This window comes from Bacteroides sp. D20 (assembly GCF_003436255.1).
Classification (GTDB): Bacteria; Bacteroidota; Bacteroidia; order Bacteroidales; family Bacteroidaceae; genus Bacteroides; species Bacteroides uniformis.
Map to the genome: position 1 here is coordinate 60,116 of NZ_QSOO01000022.1, position 16,433 is coordinate 76,548.

General features: G+C 44.5%; 13 protein-coding genes. 1 reads left to right on the plus strand and 12 read right to left on the minus strand.

Features of this window, described 5'->3' with window-relative positions; translation table 11 throughout:
* Positions 1–132: 132 nt before the first annotated feature.
* The 3 genes from DXD78_RS18670 to DXD78_RS18680 form a co-directional block, all read right to left on the minus strand.
* On the minus strand, positions 133–1,764 hold the full coding sequence (locus tag DXD78_RS18670) for a TonB-dependent receptor (protein WP_009037632.1): 1,632 nt from the start codon (positions 1,762–1,764) through the stop codon (positions 133–135).
* 15 nt (positions 1,765–1,779) lie between these two features.
* Complete coding sequence (locus tag DXD78_RS18675) at positions 1,780–4,824, minus strand: tetratricopeptide repeat protein (RefSeq protein WP_009037633.1); 3,045 nt, start codon at positions 4,822–4,824, stop codon at positions 1,780–1,782.
* A 104-nt stretch (positions 4,825–4,928) separates the two neighbouring features.
* Positions 4,929–5,468, minus strand: a complete 540-nt coding sequence (locus DXD78_RS18680) for an NUDIX domain-containing protein (RefSeq protein WP_009037634.1) — start codon at positions 5,466–5,468, stop codon at positions 4,929–4,931.
* A 106-nt stretch (positions 5,469–5,574) separates the two neighbouring features.
* On the opposite strand from DXD78_RS18680, the gene DXD78_RS18685 reads away from it, so the two are divergent.
* The gene (locus tag DXD78_RS18685) at positions 5,575–6,066 is read left to right on the plus strand and encodes a 3'-5' exonuclease (protein ID WP_009037635.1); all 492 of its coding nucleotides are present in this window, start codon (positions 5,575–5,577) and stop codon (positions 6,064–6,066) included.
* A 37-nt stretch (positions 6,067–6,103) separates the two neighbouring features.
* Here DXD78_RS18685 and DXD78_RS18690 read toward each other — a convergent pair whose 3' ends face one another.
* The 9 genes from DXD78_RS18690 to DXD78_RS18730 all read right to left on the minus strand — a co-directional run bounded on the left by DXD78_RS18690 (position 6,104) and on the right by DXD78_RS18730 (position 16,405).
* Positions 6,104–7,681 (minus strand): bifunctional serine/threonine-protein kinase/formylglycine-generating enzyme family protein, encoded by a 1,578-nt coding sequence (locus DXD78_RS18690; RefSeq protein WP_009037636.1) that lies wholly within the window; start codon positions 7,679–7,681, stop codon positions 6,104–6,106.
* 9 nt (positions 7,682–7,690) lie between these two features.
* A complete protein-coding gene (locus DXD78_RS18695; protein WP_009037637.1) occupies positions 7,691–8,743 on the minus strand; it encodes a PP2C family serine/threonine-protein phosphatase in 1,053 nt (350 codons plus the stop codon).
* 19 nt (positions 8,744–8,762) lie between these two features.
* A complete protein-coding gene (locus DXD78_RS18700) occupies positions 8,763–9,326 on the minus strand; it encodes an FHA domain-containing protein (protein ID WP_009037638.1) in 564 nt (187 codons plus the stop codon).
* A 19-nt stretch (positions 9,327–9,345) separates the two neighbouring features.
* The gene (locus DXD78_RS18705; RefSeq protein ID WP_157131992.1) at positions 9,346–10,065 is read right to left on the minus strand and encodes a caspase family protein; all 720 of its coding nucleotides are present in this window, start codon (positions 10,063–10,065) and stop codon (positions 9,346–9,348) included.
* An 18-nt stretch (positions 10,066–10,083) separates the two neighbouring features.
* On the minus strand, positions 10,084–10,992 hold the full coding sequence (locus tag DXD78_RS18710) for a hypothetical protein (protein WP_009037640.1): 909 nt from the start codon (positions 10,990–10,992) through the stop codon (positions 10,084–10,086).
* A 34-nt stretch (positions 10,993–11,026) separates the two neighbouring features.
* On the minus strand, positions 11,027–11,512 hold the full coding sequence (locus DXD78_RS18715) for a hypothetical protein (protein ID WP_009037641.1): 486 nt from the start codon (positions 11,510–11,512) through the stop codon (positions 11,027–11,029).
* 141 nt (positions 11,513–11,653) lie between these two features.
* Positions 11,654–13,417 (minus strand): protein kinase, encoded by a 1,764-nt coding sequence (locus tag DXD78_RS18720; RefSeq protein WP_009037642.1) that lies wholly within the window; start codon positions 13,415–13,417, stop codon positions 11,654–11,656.
* Positions 13,418–13,429: 12 nt separating this feature from the next.
* Positions 13,430–15,091, minus strand: coding sequence for a serine/threonine-protein kinase (locus tag DXD78_RS18725; protein ID WP_009037643.1), 1,662 nt, complete (start codon positions 15,089–15,091; stop codon positions 13,430–13,432).
* A gap of 30 nt (positions 15,092–15,121) precedes the next feature.
* Positions 15,122–16,405 (minus strand): protein kinase, encoded by a 1,284-nt coding sequence (locus DXD78_RS18730; RefSeq protein WP_117652912.1) that lies wholly within the window; start codon positions 16,403–16,405, stop codon positions 15,122–15,124.
* Positions 16,406–16,433: the final 28 nt, after the last annotated feature.

Below are 16,433 nucleotides of genomic sequence, written 5' to 3' on the forward strand. Positions count from 1 at the left end.
TTAGTGACTCCCGCCACTGAATTCGCCCGCAAAAGTAGGAAAAAAAGATTCTTCCCACCTTATAATATAAGGAGAATTTAGCAAAAATGACCTTTTTTGTTCAAATTAGAGCTTCGGCTTGTGCTACCTCTATTAAAAGAGGAAGCTTACTCCACCTAAGAAACTGAGACCTTCTGAAGGGTATCCCCAGTAGTACTGGTAATCTTTGTTCAGCAAGTTGTTCACGCGCGCATACACGGAGATTCCTTTGAAGAGTTCGTAGCTGCCGTTTAGATAGAGATTGCTGACGGGGTCTGCCTTGTTGCCCTCCACGCCTTGGCGTGAGATGTGCTGATAGCCGATGCCGACAAGCAGTGGGGAGATGGGGCGTACCTTGAGATTGAGATTGCCTTCTACGGCCGGTTTGAAACTTACTACGACATCAGAACCGTCTGAGTCCGTTGTCCAATGGCGATAGACGGCATTGGCGGCGAGATAGAAAACATCCTTGTAGTTGTAGCTCAGGTCGGCTCCGGCATAGAGGTTCTTGGTGTCTTCTGTGAGGAAAACATTGCTTATCCCGTCGGACTTGACAGTCGGAGTGTCAATCAGGTCGTTTTTCAAATCTTGATACCCGCCGTATAGGTTGAACCACAATCCGCTGACCGGACTTGCCTTGAAGCCGATGGCTGCGTTGAGCTGTTCGTAGGTATTGTCAAGCTGCTGGTTTGTAATGCCATAAGGCGTAATGGTTTCCAGACGGCGGAAATCGTTCTGTAGCCGTCCTCCCTTACCTTGTGCGTAGAGGATGTAGCTGTCCGAGAAGATGTATTGTATTTCTACGTCGGGAGCGGCGCGGAACTTCTTGCCGAAGCCGAAAGCCAGGTCGACGTGTGCGCCGAGACGTATTTTCCAGTCGTCATTCTGAAAGAGATAGTATGGATTGAAGTCTACGTCGGTGTGATTCTCGAAACGTCCGTCGCTGTAGAATGTATTGTCCATGGCAAAAGCCATGCCGATGGTCTGCTCATCGGAGATGGAACCGGTGACATCGGCTTTGGTACGCACGATATTTTCTTTGATATTGCTCACCATGAGGTCGTGTTGGCGCTGGTAGACCAACAAATTGGTTTCGGCACGGAATTGGAGAGGCATATCGTCGCTCGTGGAACTTACCCCGAAATGTACATCACCCGAAACGAATTTCTGCTTGTTGCTGACGAAGTCGGGCAGGAAGTTGAAATTGCTTTGGTTGAACTTTCCGGCAATATTCAAATCGACTTTGCTGAAGGCATGTACATAATCCATGGCAGCATGGGTACGGTAGTAGAATGAATTCCACTTCCCGCCATTATCCGGCAAGTCCAGTTTGCCATCCATGCCATCCATTGTGAATGTCAGGTTGAGGCGGTCTTTGGGGGATAAAGAGAAGAGGTAGTTGGCGCGTACATCGAGGTTACCGTAGTTACCGTATCCCAAGCGTACATATCCGGGCAGCGCTTTCGCCTGCGTCTCTTTTCCGGTATAGGCTTGCATGATACCTGCGGGGATTTGGGTTGCCGGCATCAGGGTGGCGTCATATTCCACCGCCTTTTTGCTGACGGTAGGAGGTTCCACCCTGGGAAGCACGTTCACTTTGGAGGCATCCATGATGTCCGGATTATATTCTTGTTCCACGACTACCGTACGGTTCATGGTGGTGTCTTGGGGTTGTGTCTGGGCTTGTGCTCCCAAAGAGAGGGAGACAAGCATAGTTCCTGCGAGGATATATTGTATCTTTTTCATAATGTGCTATATTTCTTACTTCAATTTCTCCAGTCTTTCGTTAATCATGCTTGCTATATCGTCGTCGGCCTGGTAGTTCTGCTGCAGGCTCAATAGGTATTGGCGTGCATCGAGCTTCTTGTCCATGGCTACATATACATCAGACAGAAGGATGAAACTGCGTGCCAGCCAGTAGGCATACGGTGTGCTTTGGTCGATGAAATTAAGGATTTCCTTTTCTGCAGAGGCATAATTACCGGCATTGTACCATTGTAATGCCACCAGATATTTGGCTTCGGCTCCATAAAGGGTACGGGTGTCTTTGGCCAGCAGCTGAAGGTCATCCATTGCCTTCTTGTCGGCTTTCTGGTTGAGGTATGCCTTGGCACGGTAGTACAACGCCTCGTTCCGGAGCTCCGGAGACAGCTTGGCTTCGGCAAGCAAGGCTGTGGCGGCGTTGATGACTTCCGCATCATCATGCATCAGTGCTCCACAGCGCAGTACACCGATAGCGCCAAGCTGGCGGCGCTCTGCCGTGGTGGCTTTGGCCTGCAATTTCTTGTAGTCGGCCAATGCCAGGTCATATTGCTGGCGGTTGAACAGAATTTCTCCATGCATCAGCAAAGCCTCTTCAGAATATGGGTTATCGGGGTATTCCAGCAGTTTTCCGGCATGTTCCAATACCGCCTCTTCATCTTTCTGCTCTTTGCCTATGACGCAGAGGTAGTAGTGTGCATTCAGGCTGAAAGCGCCTCCCGGATAACTTTGCAGATAACGGGTGAAGCTCTCTTTGGCAGGTGTGGCTTCGCCTTTCATATATACTTTTTCGGCAGCGATGTAAGTCAGCGAGTCTTGCTCACTGGGTTCGAAGCGGATTTCTCCCGGCATCTGGGCGGCAAGGGCGGCAAACTCGTCCACGCGGTTGGCATCTACGTAGATGGACTTCAAGTCGCGCATGGCAAGGCGGGCTTCCTCGCTTCCGGGATATTGGGTGACCACATGCTTGTAGGCTTCTATGGCACGGTCATAGTCATCGTTCTGGTAGTAAAGCAGACCGATTTCGGCGGCGGCTTTACGGCTGACGGGGCTTTCGGGGTATTTGGCAAGCAGCTCGCGGAAGGTGGCGATAGCCTGGCGGCTGTTGTTGCTCTGTACGTAGGAGCGTCCCTTCTCGTAGAGGGCATTGATGGCGTAGGGCGAGTTGGGATATTTGGCTGCAAGTCGGTCCAGCATGCTCACCTTTTCCGTATAGTTTTTCTGCATGCCATATACCAGTGCTAATTGATAGACGGCATAGTCTCCGGCGGGAGTGTTCAGGTTCTCGGCTTTGGCGTAGTATTGCTTGGCTTCCTCGAAACGGCGGACGTGCAGGTTACAGTCACCGATGCGGTTGTAGGCATCTGCCAATGCGGTCGGGTTTTCGCCTTTCTCCAGTTGGACAAAGTTGCGGAAACGGTTCTCTGCCGTCGAATAGTCTTTCTGGTGGAAAGCGATGTAGCCCAGGTTATAGTAGGCAAGGGCAAACATTTCCGTATCCCTCTGCCGGGTGAGTGACAGATATTCGTTGAAATTGCGGGCAGCTTCTCTCATCCGGTTCAGGCGGTAATAAGACTCGCCGAGCCAGTAGAGGGCGTCTGCCTTGGTCTGGAGGTTGTATTGCCCCAACGTGACGCTTTGGTTGAAGTAACCGATGGCTTGTTCGAACTGCGTGTTGGCAAAAGACTGGGTCCCGAGTTGGAACAGAATCTTTTGTTTGGCTTCCAGAATGGCTTTGCTGGGATGGGAGATACGGTCGATGGACTTGAGTGCGGCATCATAGCTGCGTGTATTCATGTATACTTCCACCAGGTAGTTGCTGACCTTTTCGGCATAAGGAGAGTTCGGGAACTCGTTCAGGAATTTCTCGAAGACGGTCACCGATTCGCCGAAAGCGGAATAGGAGGTCTCGTGAATGCATAAGGCGTAGTTATAGGCGGCTTGTTCCTTGACTTTCATATCGGCGTTGGAGGCGGCAGCCTGCTCGAAGGCCATACGCGCTTTGGTCTTGTCTGCCAGTTGCAGATAAGCCAGTCCCATGTGCAGGTATGCGTTCTGCGAAAGGGCATCGTTTTCGGCAGTCACTCTGCCGAGGACGGAGGGGACTTGCGAATACACGCCGCATTGATAATAGGACATTCCCAGCATGTAAAGGGCATCCCTTCTATGAGCGGCAGATTCGGCATTGTGTTCTATATATTGTCCGAAGGACTTTACGGCTTCGTGATACTTCCCGAAATGGTATTCGGCTGTACCGAGGATACGGTTCAGCTCCGCCGTGTGGGTGTAGCTCAGACCGTCGGGATGGGCTGACAGTGCATTCTGCGCCACGATTTCCGCCTTGTCGTACTGCTTCTTCAACAGATAGATTTCGGCGATGTAATAGGGAACCAAGTCCTTGTATTTGGCATTGTCCTGCAAAGGCAGGAAACCGCTGAGCGCTTCGTCATACCGTCCTTGGGTATATCGGATATAAGAGATGTAGTAAGCACAGTCCGCTGTATACTTGCGGCTGGTGCTACGTAGCGTCTCGAACCAGATGGCTGCTTCCTTTACGTTGCCCGTTTTCAGGTAGCAGGTGGCAAGGCGGTAGGTCATGTCGTCTCGCTCCTCGGAACCCAGCAGGTCGAGGCGGACGGAGTTGAACATGGCGAGGGCATCGTCATAATTGCCTTCGAAGAAGTAGGCGGAGGCAATCAGGGCGTAGATGCGGTTGGCATGGGGAGTATCGGGATATTCGTCCAGGAAGGCACGGAGCAGGTCTATGCTTTTGGGGTCTCTGAGCTCGTATGCGGCGCATACCAGCATGTATTCCGCTTCTTGCCGCTCGCCGGTATCGGGCAGAGGCTTGCCGTCTGCATTCATCTGGCGTACATAGGCTTGCAACGGGGAGATGGCGGCAGCATAGGCCTTTTGCTGGAACAGCGTTTGTCCTTCTTGGTAGAGTCGCTTGGGAGAAGTACTCTTCTCGCTTGTTTGTGCTGAGGCGAGTAAAGGTGCGCAACAGAGTGCTGTGCACAATATTCGGGAGATTTTATGTTTCATCTTCTTTTGTTAGAATAGGTATTTTACAAAAATACGGGTTTTAACCCGGAAATGTTACACTTGTTTGGCTTTTTTAGGATATATACCATAATAGGAACGAATAATCATTCGCTTTTGTTCTTCCGCATGTCTTCCAGGAAGATACCCACTCCTTTGCGGATGGAGCCGAGTCCGAACTCTTTCGTACGGATATCTTTTAAGGGGAGGAAGAAGAGGTCTGCCGCGTCGTCCATCGCCTCGAAGTGCAAGGTGTCCTCCACCGTACAACGGAAAAACATATCCAGCGTGTGTACGGGGAAGCCGGAATAGATGTAGATGTTGGGCAGGGAGAAGAGATATTCGGCCTTTGCCACCTTCATGCCGGTTTCTTCTCTTACTTCGCGGGCAACGCCTTCCTCACCGGTCTCGGTCATGTCGATGAAGCCTCCGGGGAGGTCCAGCGTCCCTTTGGCAGGCTCTTTGGCGCGGCGGCACACCAGCAGCTCGTCGCGCTCGTTCAGTATCAAGGCGACGGTGGCGGAAGAGGGGTTGAAGTAGTAGACGAAACCGCAGTCGGCGCACTGCTTCGACTTCTCGTTATGAACTTCGAAATGGGCTGAACCGCATTTCGGACAATATTTGAATTGCGAAAGTGGATGTTCCATGATATTTTAGTCTTTGTCCGGGGGACAAAGATAATGGAAACCAGGTGTAGTATGAAAGGAACGGAGTGAATTTTTCGTATCTTTGGCGACTATAAAACCATATCGGATGAAAGATTTTGCTGCCATTGATTTTGAAACGGCCAACGAACAGCGTACCAGCGTTTGTAGTGTAGGAGTGGTTATCGTACGTGATGGAGAGATTGTGGACCATTATTATAACCTCATCCGTCCCGAACCGGAGTATTACACTTATTGGAATACCCGCGTGCATGGTCTGACGTTGGCAGATACCCGGGATGCTCCTATCTTTCCCGTTGTGTGGCAGGAAATAGCTCCACGCATTGAAGGCTTGCCATTGGTAGCGCACAACAAGGCCTTTGATGAAAGCTGCCTGAAAGCTGTTTTCCGTACTTACTGCATGGATTATCCGGATTATGAGTTTCATTGTACTTTGCAGACATCACGTCGCGTCCTGAAAGGATTGCCCAACTATCAGTTGCACACAGTGGCAGCTTGTTGTGGCTACCAACTGGAGCAACACCACCATGCATTGGCGGATGCGGAGGCTTGTGCATGGATAGCCAAACAAGTCATATAAAGGAGGAAGTTCATGTGGAATCCCGCTCCGTAGCTGTTTATAAAGCCAATCGTAATCCTATGCTTGCGTCATGATACACTTGGCTATTATTGTTTCTACATGAAACACGGCATCTTCGTGGTGATGATAAATAGCATCCGCCTCGTAGACTCCGGTTTGAGCCATATTCATAGAAAGAGGAACACCATTCTTGAATGTTTCCGCTCATGTCATACAATCCCAATTCATTCGGTCTTTTTAAAGCCACGGGATGGGTGTGATGTTCACTGTTCCCATCATACCATGCAACTTCATCAATAGAATTTGAACCGGCGTATTTATACCCTTTGCTTTGATTTCCTCCTCGTGCCGCATACTCCCATTCTTCTTCGGTTGGAAGACGGAACTTGCGTCCGGTAACATTGTTTAGTCTTTGAATAAAATCTATGCAGTCAATCCATGATATATTCTCGATAGGAAGATTCTCCTCTTTGGATTCCGATTGATAGTTTCCCATAATCGCATTCCATAATTTCCGGGTAACAGTGGTTTCTCCCAAGTAGAAGTTCTGTATATCCACTCTTTTGTTGCTTTTTTCGTCACTATAGGCTTCGTGCTCTTGTTCTGAAGTAGCTCCCATCATGAAAGTTCCTGCTTCAACGAAACACATTTTGAATAAAATTCCTTTTACGTCAATTGATAGATATTGGTGGTCTGTCCTTTTTTGTATAACCGTGTTTTCCTTAGAAGAAGATGTACCGTCTTGAGGATGTTCATGAGGCTCCATTGCTATCAGGGACAGAAATTCCGTAATAGATTGTGGCCTTTGTTTGCGTGCTGGAGCCATACACTTTTCTATTGCAGTTGCTATTCTGGGGGCTATATAATCTGGAATTGTTAATCCTTCGTCTACAATGTCAGAAGCTTCGGGCGGTGTTTCTCCTGTCAGTAACTTATACATGGTAGCGCCTAATGAATAAATGTCTGTACTGGGCATGAACATGCTTGTACCACCTTGTCTATATTGTTCTATGGGGGCATAACCTTTACTGATTCCTGTAGGAGTGGTGCTCGTTTGACTTCCGTCTATATCATATCGTTTGGAAATTCCGAAATCTATTAATACGGCATCTTCCTCACCTCTGAGCAGAATGTTGGAAGGTTTGATGTCTAAGTGTAAAATCTTCTTTTGATGGATATACTGTAATGCTTTAGCTGTTTGGCAGATGTAGTTTAATGCTACCGCGGTGTCTAACTTCCCTTGCTTCTGTATTAACCTGTCCAAAGAGTCTCCGTCAATATATTCCATTACATAATATGCAGTTGCATTTTCCTCAAAAATGTCATGAATGCGGATGATATGCGGATTGTCCATCTGGGCAATGGTTTGAGCTTCTTTTATGAATTTTATTCGGAAACGGTCCACTATATCTCGACTACCTTGTGAGCCCAGAAGAACTTTGGAAGTAGTCTCTTCGCGTTCACAGTATTCTTTCATAAAGAACTCTTTAATGGCGACAGATCGGTTCAGTCCCGTCTGAAGCCCTAAGTAAGTAATGCCAAAACCACCTTGGCCAAGTACTTTTTCTATTTTATATTTGCCTCCTTGCAGAGATGTTTCCGGTAGTAGCTGCATATTCTTGGATTATTCTTGTAATATAGTGTTTTCTATTTGGTGATTTGTCTTGGAATGCTCTTTCTCCCCCTTTATAGCTTTCAACAGAACGAAAGAAGCGGCGTAGATAACGATAAAAAGTAATATGGCGAATGCAAGAATCTTGACAATCGGCAGCCTGCGCTTTTGTCTCTTATCCTCTTTAGTTTCAGCGCTCTTTTTCCCCTCTCTTTCGATTGTCCTTGTTCCAGCAGTCATGACACGGTTGTCCGGAACGGATTCTATAGGACTTTCTTCTTTGCCTTTTGCTTCTTTTGTATAATTATCCGGAATTAAGTCTAAAATATGAATAAGAAATGCAGAATGATTATCCCGGTTGTTTTCACTGACCTTGGTCAGGATTTGTATTTTTTCATCATCTGTTGTGTCAGGGTCAGAGAGGATATTCAGCAAGTCACTATCGTCAGTTTCCTCTAACATGCCATCCGAGCACATGAAGAAATAGTCACCGGGGCGGATGTCTGTAATATGTTTTATGTCTGCTTTAGGACGTCTTTCCAGGTTGGGTTGCATGGCACGGGTAATGACATTCTTCTGCTTTGAGGTTTTCATCTCTTCAAGGGTGATTTCACCGATGTCATATAGGTCGTTTATCAACGAGTGATCTCTTGTGTGGAAAATGTATCTTTCAGAAGGTCGGATATGATAGATGCGGCTGTCACCGATATGGGCAAGCAGGCATCCGCCACTATGAAATTTCAGAAGAGTCATGGTGGTCCCCATCTTTTTGGCGGCACCATTATCCTTTTGGTCTAATGAATCATAGGCTGCATTGAGCGCCTCGTTAAATTGCTCGTCTGTGAAAGCCCCTTCCGGTGAAGTTTGTGACAAGATGTATTCACTCATCGTTTGGCATACTGTCTGGCTGGCAACCTCACCCGACTCATGACCACCCATTCCATCGCATACGATAAACAGGCGGTCTTCTGCCGTTACTTCACCTGATACGGGGAAGATGGAATCTTCCTGATTGCTCCGTTGTCCCAGTTCGTAGATAGCTAAGGGGTTTAAAACATATTTCATATCCAATTTTGTTTTAGGTTTAAATGATTGTATCATCTTCAGAAAGAAGTATGAATTTCAATGTCGTATTCGACATTTTTATGATTTCACCTCCATGCAGTATGATACGGTCGCCATTTTCAATTAATCCAGAATTGATATAAGTGGCATTTTTGTTTTGAGCATTCGAAAAATAGTGTATATAACCACCGGTTTTCAGTTTGCGTACCTCAATAATGGAATGTGAACGGCTCATTGTAAGGTCATCTGTATCAATCTGTACAGTGGCGTTTGATGTTTGTGCCTTTCGTCCGATTGTATTTATTCCTAGGGATAAAGTATATATATGACTTGTGCCAATTTTCTGAAGTTTGCCGATACTCTGATTTTTTGAATGGTCAATGTGGGTTTCATCTCCCATGGTGGTGTCATCATTTTCATTTGGTGGAGTATATTGTTGTTTGGGAACTTTGTAGTCAATGTACTTTGATGCCTTTTTGCATACTGGGCATGGAATACTCTTGGTTTCCAGGCCTGCTATCTTTTTTATAGTCAGAACGGCACCGCAGTTCGGACACTTGATTCTTAATAATTCTGATTCCATTTGTTCTATTCTATTATTGTTACCATATCATTACCGGCATAGAATCGCTGAACTTACCCCACATGACAGGGTGCTGCTTGTCCCTTGACAGCTTTTTTACCCCTTGGCTGACAAATTCGAAAAGCTCTTTAGCTGTGATGATCCGATCACGGTTTATGTCGGCTCCGCCTCGTAGTCCCCGTTGCAGGCATGTTGTGAAGAACCCGTTTTTCATGGAAGGAGACTCTATAGAGACTTCATTTTCACGGGAAGAAAGGAACAGCATTACTTTTAACGAAGAGGGGGATATATTCGATGAGTTTCTACGTGGTTCTCTCATCTTTCCAGAGAAACATGCATCTGCAAATATCATTTTGTTCTTGGCTGCACTTTTTGCCATTGTTTTCTTGATGTCTTGATAAGTAATCATTGCATCATAGCCCACAAATCCACCTTTATATCCATGACCACTAAAAAAAAGGACAATGATGTCTTTGGCTGAGGCTTTATTGAAAATTCGCGTCATACTGCTTAATACATTACTTCGGGTGGCTTGTGCATCGGTTAATAATATTGTTTCTGCTTTCTGATTTTTCTGATATATCCATTGTATGGTCTCTGCATCTTTGGCAGGCAATGTTAAATCATTCTCTGTGCCGGGATAGTCTGCAATGCCTACGGAAACTAAATATATATTCTGTGCCAGGCTTTGCAGGCTAAACAAGCATATGCATATCAGTGAAAATAATATCCGCTTCATTCTCATCTTGTCCGTTGATTAGGCAAATCCGCTGGAGTCAGCATCATTAATATAATCAGGCATATCTGCCAGATAATCATCCGAGGGTATTGCATCCATCTGCTGCTGCAAATCGGCAACTTCCAGTCCTTGGTCTTGTATGTTGTAGACTTCATTTTCGCTGATTACTCCATCTCCATTTACATCGGCTCCCATCAGGTCGAAAGTGCCGTTATGATCCACATCTACCACATAAACTTCTTGTCCGTTTATTTCCAGTTGTCCGATGGTAACCATCGAGCCGTCATCCATGGTTTCATCACTGATTCCTACAATCTGAACTTCATCTTCAACGTGTGCATTTTCATGTTCCACATTGACTATTTCCGGTTCTTCCGTTGCATGATGTTCCGCTACATTATGGCTCTCTTCTGTAGCGTGTTCTGCTGTCTCGTGATTTCCCGAACCACTTGCTCCATAGGAAACGCGGCTTCCGAATTCTGCCCGCTGTTCTGGTGTCATGTCACTCCATTCATTGGCGTAATATGTACCGTATACGCCACCGTGCCATTCAAAGACTCCTCCCGGTCCTACCTCCTGGCGCGCTGCTGCAAAGGCTTCGCTGAAAGACATATCGTCACTGACTGTTGCAACCGGTAACCCTTCTACAGAGATGTGTGAGTCTGGAGAAACGGGAGTAGAGCCATGGCTTGTTGCTGACTGGCTGCCGTGGCTGGGAGCGTCACTGTCATTGGCGGCACTGGAAGAGCTGGTGAAAAAGGTACTGGCGGCACCTAATAAAATTCCAGATATGCCACCTATTGTTACATGTTTCCATGAACTGTCTTTTTTCGCAGGCTGTTCCTTTGAGGTGCTCTGGTTGTTGTTCGGCAATGTTTCTTCGTTGTCGTTCTGTTGCTGGTTAAGAATGGTGTCTTCTGAGTTCATAAGGCTGATATTTTTTAGTATTAATAATGTCTTTTCATATAGAAAACAGCTGACTGTCTTCTACAATGGTATCATCACTGTATATAGCATTGTCCAGCAAAGGAATATCCATCGTTTCTCCTGCTACCCAGTCCATGACGTCTTGCATATCTGATTGAAAGATATCTCCTTCGTCTGGATATTCAATGTCTTCGATGACAATTTCATCATTCTCCGTACTGGCCATGTCTATCGCTTCACTTTCAGCCGGAGAAAGAGGGTCTATGGTGTAGGCTATGTCTGCAGTGACGGGATCTGATATTTCTATAGATACAGTTTCTGGTTGTATCATCTCATCAGTGCTGCTTTCCTCTACAATTTCCAGTGTCTCGTTGTCTTCATTAGAGTCAGTTTCCCATGCTCTTGTTGAATAAGCTGCTGCTGCAAAAGCCGCTCCTCCTATTGCTGCTCCCGTGCTTGCGGCTACTCCAAGATTCTTAGCGTATTCTGATTCTGAGACTTTTAACTGCTTCTTTTCCATAACCAATGTTTTCTTTTATGTTTCAAAGATATTGATTTGAAATGATAACCTATATAAGGATTTGTGTATATTACATGAAATGCGGTGATTCTTGTATGAAATAACCGTATAGGTGGTCATTCTCAAGCTGATGAGGTCGTTTTATTCATCAAAGAATGTTTTTGCTGTAGAAGTGACGTGGTTCTTGACTTTGCTGATGGGTATCACAAAGGAGGGAGCGCCTGCTGCGTAACTGGCAATTTCATAGGGAGCATACGAGAAGAAAACACCATCTTTTGTAATCCATGGGTCTGTTTCGGGCAGAGGGAGGTTGTTGATATTGTATAATTCGTTGTTCAGTTGAAGGTTGTCCATCAGCTCGTCATCGGTCACTACCCCGAAATATTTTTTCAAACCAGCTTTTATGTCGTTTTGTATCGCATAAGGGCGCATAATCATGTCTTTTGAGAATTTTTTCCCATCAATTTTCCGAAAGGTGACACCTACGGCAAAACCATATCCATGAGCGCCACCGGCATATGCGTAGCAGTCTTTGATATATGTGATGATTTTGCTTGTCTCATTGGCTTTTTTTATATCTGTGGTTGAATAACCGTCTTCTTCATTGTTGTCTAACCCTTTCGTATAATATGCAAAGAATGTTGCACCGTCGTTCAAGTCGCCGTCGTAAGTTCCTCCAAGTTCTTCATTAATCCACTCTCTGATGTTTTGTAACAATATGGCATTACCTGAAGTGGGATAGTCTATATTCAGCTTGTTGGTACCGGTAGAGGAATCTACCTCTTTGGAGTACCTTTTTGTCTTCAAGTCATTATTTGACGGTGCTTCGTTTAATGGTTCTTCATAGGGTATGGGCATATTATCCTCTGTAACGACATCAGGCATATTTACTGCACTGCTTTGATTCATGACATAAATAACACCAATCACTGCAGCTACTAATAAGGCTATAAGAAGTGTTTTGCCAACTATGGAAGATCGTTTCTTATCTTTCTCCTTTTCAACAGTACCGGAGAAAATTGTTTCTTCTGGAGCGGCTTTTCTTTCATGTATTATCGTAATGAATTGTTGTACCGAAGCCGGGCGGCTTTCTTTTATTGGTTGCATGGCAGTTCTGATTGCCTTGTCAATCCAGGGAGATATGGTAGAGGGTAATTGTGGGAGTCCATGTTGTGATATGTCTATAGCACTGGGTGGCGTTTGCCCTGAAATCATTTTCAGCAGAGTAGCTCCAAGAGCATAAATATCCGATTGTGGTGAGAAATTGTTTACGCCGCCTGTATTGTACTGCTCCAAGGGGGAGTATCCATGGCTGATACCAACTGGAGTGGTTGTTGTACCGTCACCAGTTTCAGGATCATACTGCTTCGATACGCCAAAGTCAATTAAAACAGTTCTATGCTCCTTTTCATCTATCATTATATTGCCAGGCTTGACGTCTAAATGGTTTATATGGCGCTCATGGAGATAGCTTAAGGCTTGTCCGATACTATCAATGATGGAAATGGCTTCCGTCTCATCAATTTTCCCTTTGGCATTAATTTCTTGTGCCAACGATTTTCCAATGATATATTCCATGCTATAGTAGGAAGTGTCATTCTCCTGAAATACGTCAAGCACTCGTATAATATTCTTGTGATTGAGGTCTGAGATAATCTTAGCCTCTTTTAGAAATTTCTTTTGAAACTTCTCTACAAATTTTTTCTTACTGGTTGTTGGCACTGTTACTGTGCCCGACACATTGTCACGCTCACAATATTCTTTAAAGAAAAACTCCTTTATAGCGACTTTTTTGTCGGTTAGCGTTTGGGTGGCCAAATAGGTGATGCCGAACCCTCCTTGTCCTAAGACTGTTTCTATTTTATATTTTCCTCCTTGCAGAAGAGTTCCGTTTTGTAATTGCATAATCTATAAGATTTATTGATGTGTTATATGGTTGATTGCGAGTAGTAGTATGATTGTTGCAGAAAATAAAATCGCATGAAGCTTCTTTCGAGGTGATAACCAAAATATGAGCAAGTCTGGTAAGATGACAAGGCTTGTTATGGTGATAATTCCTCCTACTCCTATGTTGGGTCCAATTATTAGCATTAGAGTCATGACTCCAGCAAAGATGGCCATAAAGCTTTCTTTTGCTATGCTTATGACCTTTGCTCCCTCTTCAGGGGGCGTTTTATTAGAAACTACTGTGAGAACAGTTTCGTTGAAAGAAGGAATTTGGGAAGTGATGGCCCTTTGAAGCCTTGAGAACATGCCATGCCAGTTTTTGGGCAATTCATCGGTGCGTAATTCATCTAAAGCCTCATACTCCACCTTTATATCTGCATAGGATTTTTTTGTAGAGAAGAGGGAGAATCGCATGCGGTAAAAAATATCTGGTGCATTATCCACTTCATAATTGAATGAGTCATAAGCTGTTTGTAAACTTAACTCTCGTAGGTTTGATAATAGTTTTTTGAATTTTTGAGAGGTATATGGATAAGTATAAGTCTGTATCTTGGTTTTTGGTATAGTGAATGCTTTTACGGTAAGTGCAATAGAGTTTGCGGTGATTATAATATCTGTAGAAAAATTTCTATCACTTCCCATGAATAACTTTTCTAATGATAGGGTTATTTTGTTTGTTTCCGGCAAAACTATCAATGAACTATCTTCAATAAGAGTGGTGTCTTCTGCATGACTTCCTTCAATTTCCTGGATAAAAGTTTCTACAGTTTGTGTTCTTGCATTCTTTTCTGGTTTCATTGCATGCCGTATGGCAGTAATGGTCTTGTTACTGATGTTTCTTTCTTGCAATTCGGCTTCCGGAAAGCCATAGTTCATAATATTAGAAGCATTGGGAGGCGTTTTTCCGGTCAATGTTTTAAATAATGTAGCTCCTAAGGCATAAATATCGATTGTTATAGGAAAACCTTCTCCATCGCGATAACAGCTTTGTTCAATTGGGGCATAGCCTGGGGTGCCATATCCGATGGCAGTACTTGTTTCAGGTTCTCCTTGTGAATTGTATTGTTTGGAAAGACCGAAATCGATTAATACTATAGAACCATCTTTACGCCGCATTATATTCTTCGGTTTTAGATCAAGATGCAACATCCTATTGTTATGCATGAATTGCAGTGCTTCCCCTATTTGACGGATGCATGTCAAAGCTTCTGATTCGGAGAGACCGTTTTCTGCTTTTATATAAGAATCAAAACTCCCGCCTTCTAAATATTCCATTACGTAATAGCAAGTATTGTTTGCTTCAAAAGCTTCCAGGATGTCTACAATATGTGGATGTTTGAGTTTTGAAAGATTCTTGGCTTCCCGAAGGAATTTTGTTTTATATTCTTTAAAAGCCTTTTCATTGGAACAAGTTACAGTAGTGCCCTCCCTACCATTGAAATTCTTCTGAAAAAATTCTTTTATGGCTACTTGTGTATGGGTATTTAGGCAACCTAACTCTCCTTGAAGTTGTATTGAAGCAAGATAGGCTATACCGGAAGACCCCTGGCCTAAAATACCTTCAATCTTGTAATTGTAGGAATTACCAGATAGAATAGTACCTTTTCTTAATGATTGTTGAGTTCCTTGCATATTAACTTTGAATTTTGTTTTAAATGTTGGTCACTTTGAAACGGGACGGACAGAACATCCAAGATAGCGAAGGGTGAAGCTTAGCTGATATTGGGTGTTGCTGAAAGAAAGGTAGTTTGAATATCCCGTGGAGTATAAAGTCCCTGACCAATAATAGCCAAAGTTTTTTTGACTGCCAATGTTAGTGCCATAGCGTTGACCTACTGCTGGTAAGAAAATGTAATTTCCACTGGGGCCTGTTATCATATACCCATTGCTCCCTTTATATGAAGTCCATTTCCATGAACATTTCTCGCATAATTCCAACACTTCATTTTTTGTGGGTAAACGCCAGTTTTCTCCCCATTTAATGTGAGCTATATCATAATTGGTGCCGCATATATTGGAGGGTGGATTGTTGTTGGGATAATCAGTATTATTTGTAGATGTATTGTTTCCTGTTGGGTCTGCCCAGCCATATAAGCCTCCATAATCTTCCGGAGAACTTGCACCTACATTCCAACTTGCCCATTTTACACTTAATCCTAAATCAATTGGTTGGGCCGGAAGATTAGGGATTGGATTTTCTATTGCAACTGCTGTATCAGAGTTCTGAGCAGGCACATTGTAGCTTGTTTTGTTTATTACAAAAATAGAGGTTACCAACAATATTAATATTGCAATAAACCATATTTCCCGGTTTGAAAGATGATTGGCTCGTTTGGGAGGAATGTTGGGTGAACCCGGTTCTTCTTCTGCCTTTGGGGAGATAGAGGGAATTATAGTTGTTTCAGATTCTTCTTCATTATACTGCATTGATGGCTTATTGTTATTAGTCAATAACGATAAAAATTCATCAATGCTTTGTGGACGGTCTCTACGGCGCGGTTGCATGGCTTTCTCAATTGTATCGGCCGTTGATTGGGATATACTCGGTGGAAGTGGAGGAAGCCCGTCGTCATTCACATCACTGGCATCAGGTGGAGTCTCATTTGTCAAGAGCTTGTATAAAGTTGCTCCCAAAGAATAGATATCTGTTGCAGGAGAAAAGGTGCTGACGCCTCCTTGCTTATATTGCTCCATTGGAGCATACCCGGCACTGATGCCTATAGGGGTTGTACTGGTTTGATGCCCTTCACCGTCATAGCGTTTGGATAGTCCAAAGTCTATAAGGGTGGCGTTGTTATTATTGTCTAACAATACATTCCCTGGCTTTATGTCAAGGTGGTTCATTTGGTGCTGATGAATAAACTTTAAGGCATCAGCCAGCTGGTAGATATAATGGAGGGCCTCAGACTCTCTGACTGCTCGGTAGTGTAAAATAAACTGTGTCACGCATTATTTATCTCTAGAAAACTCATCG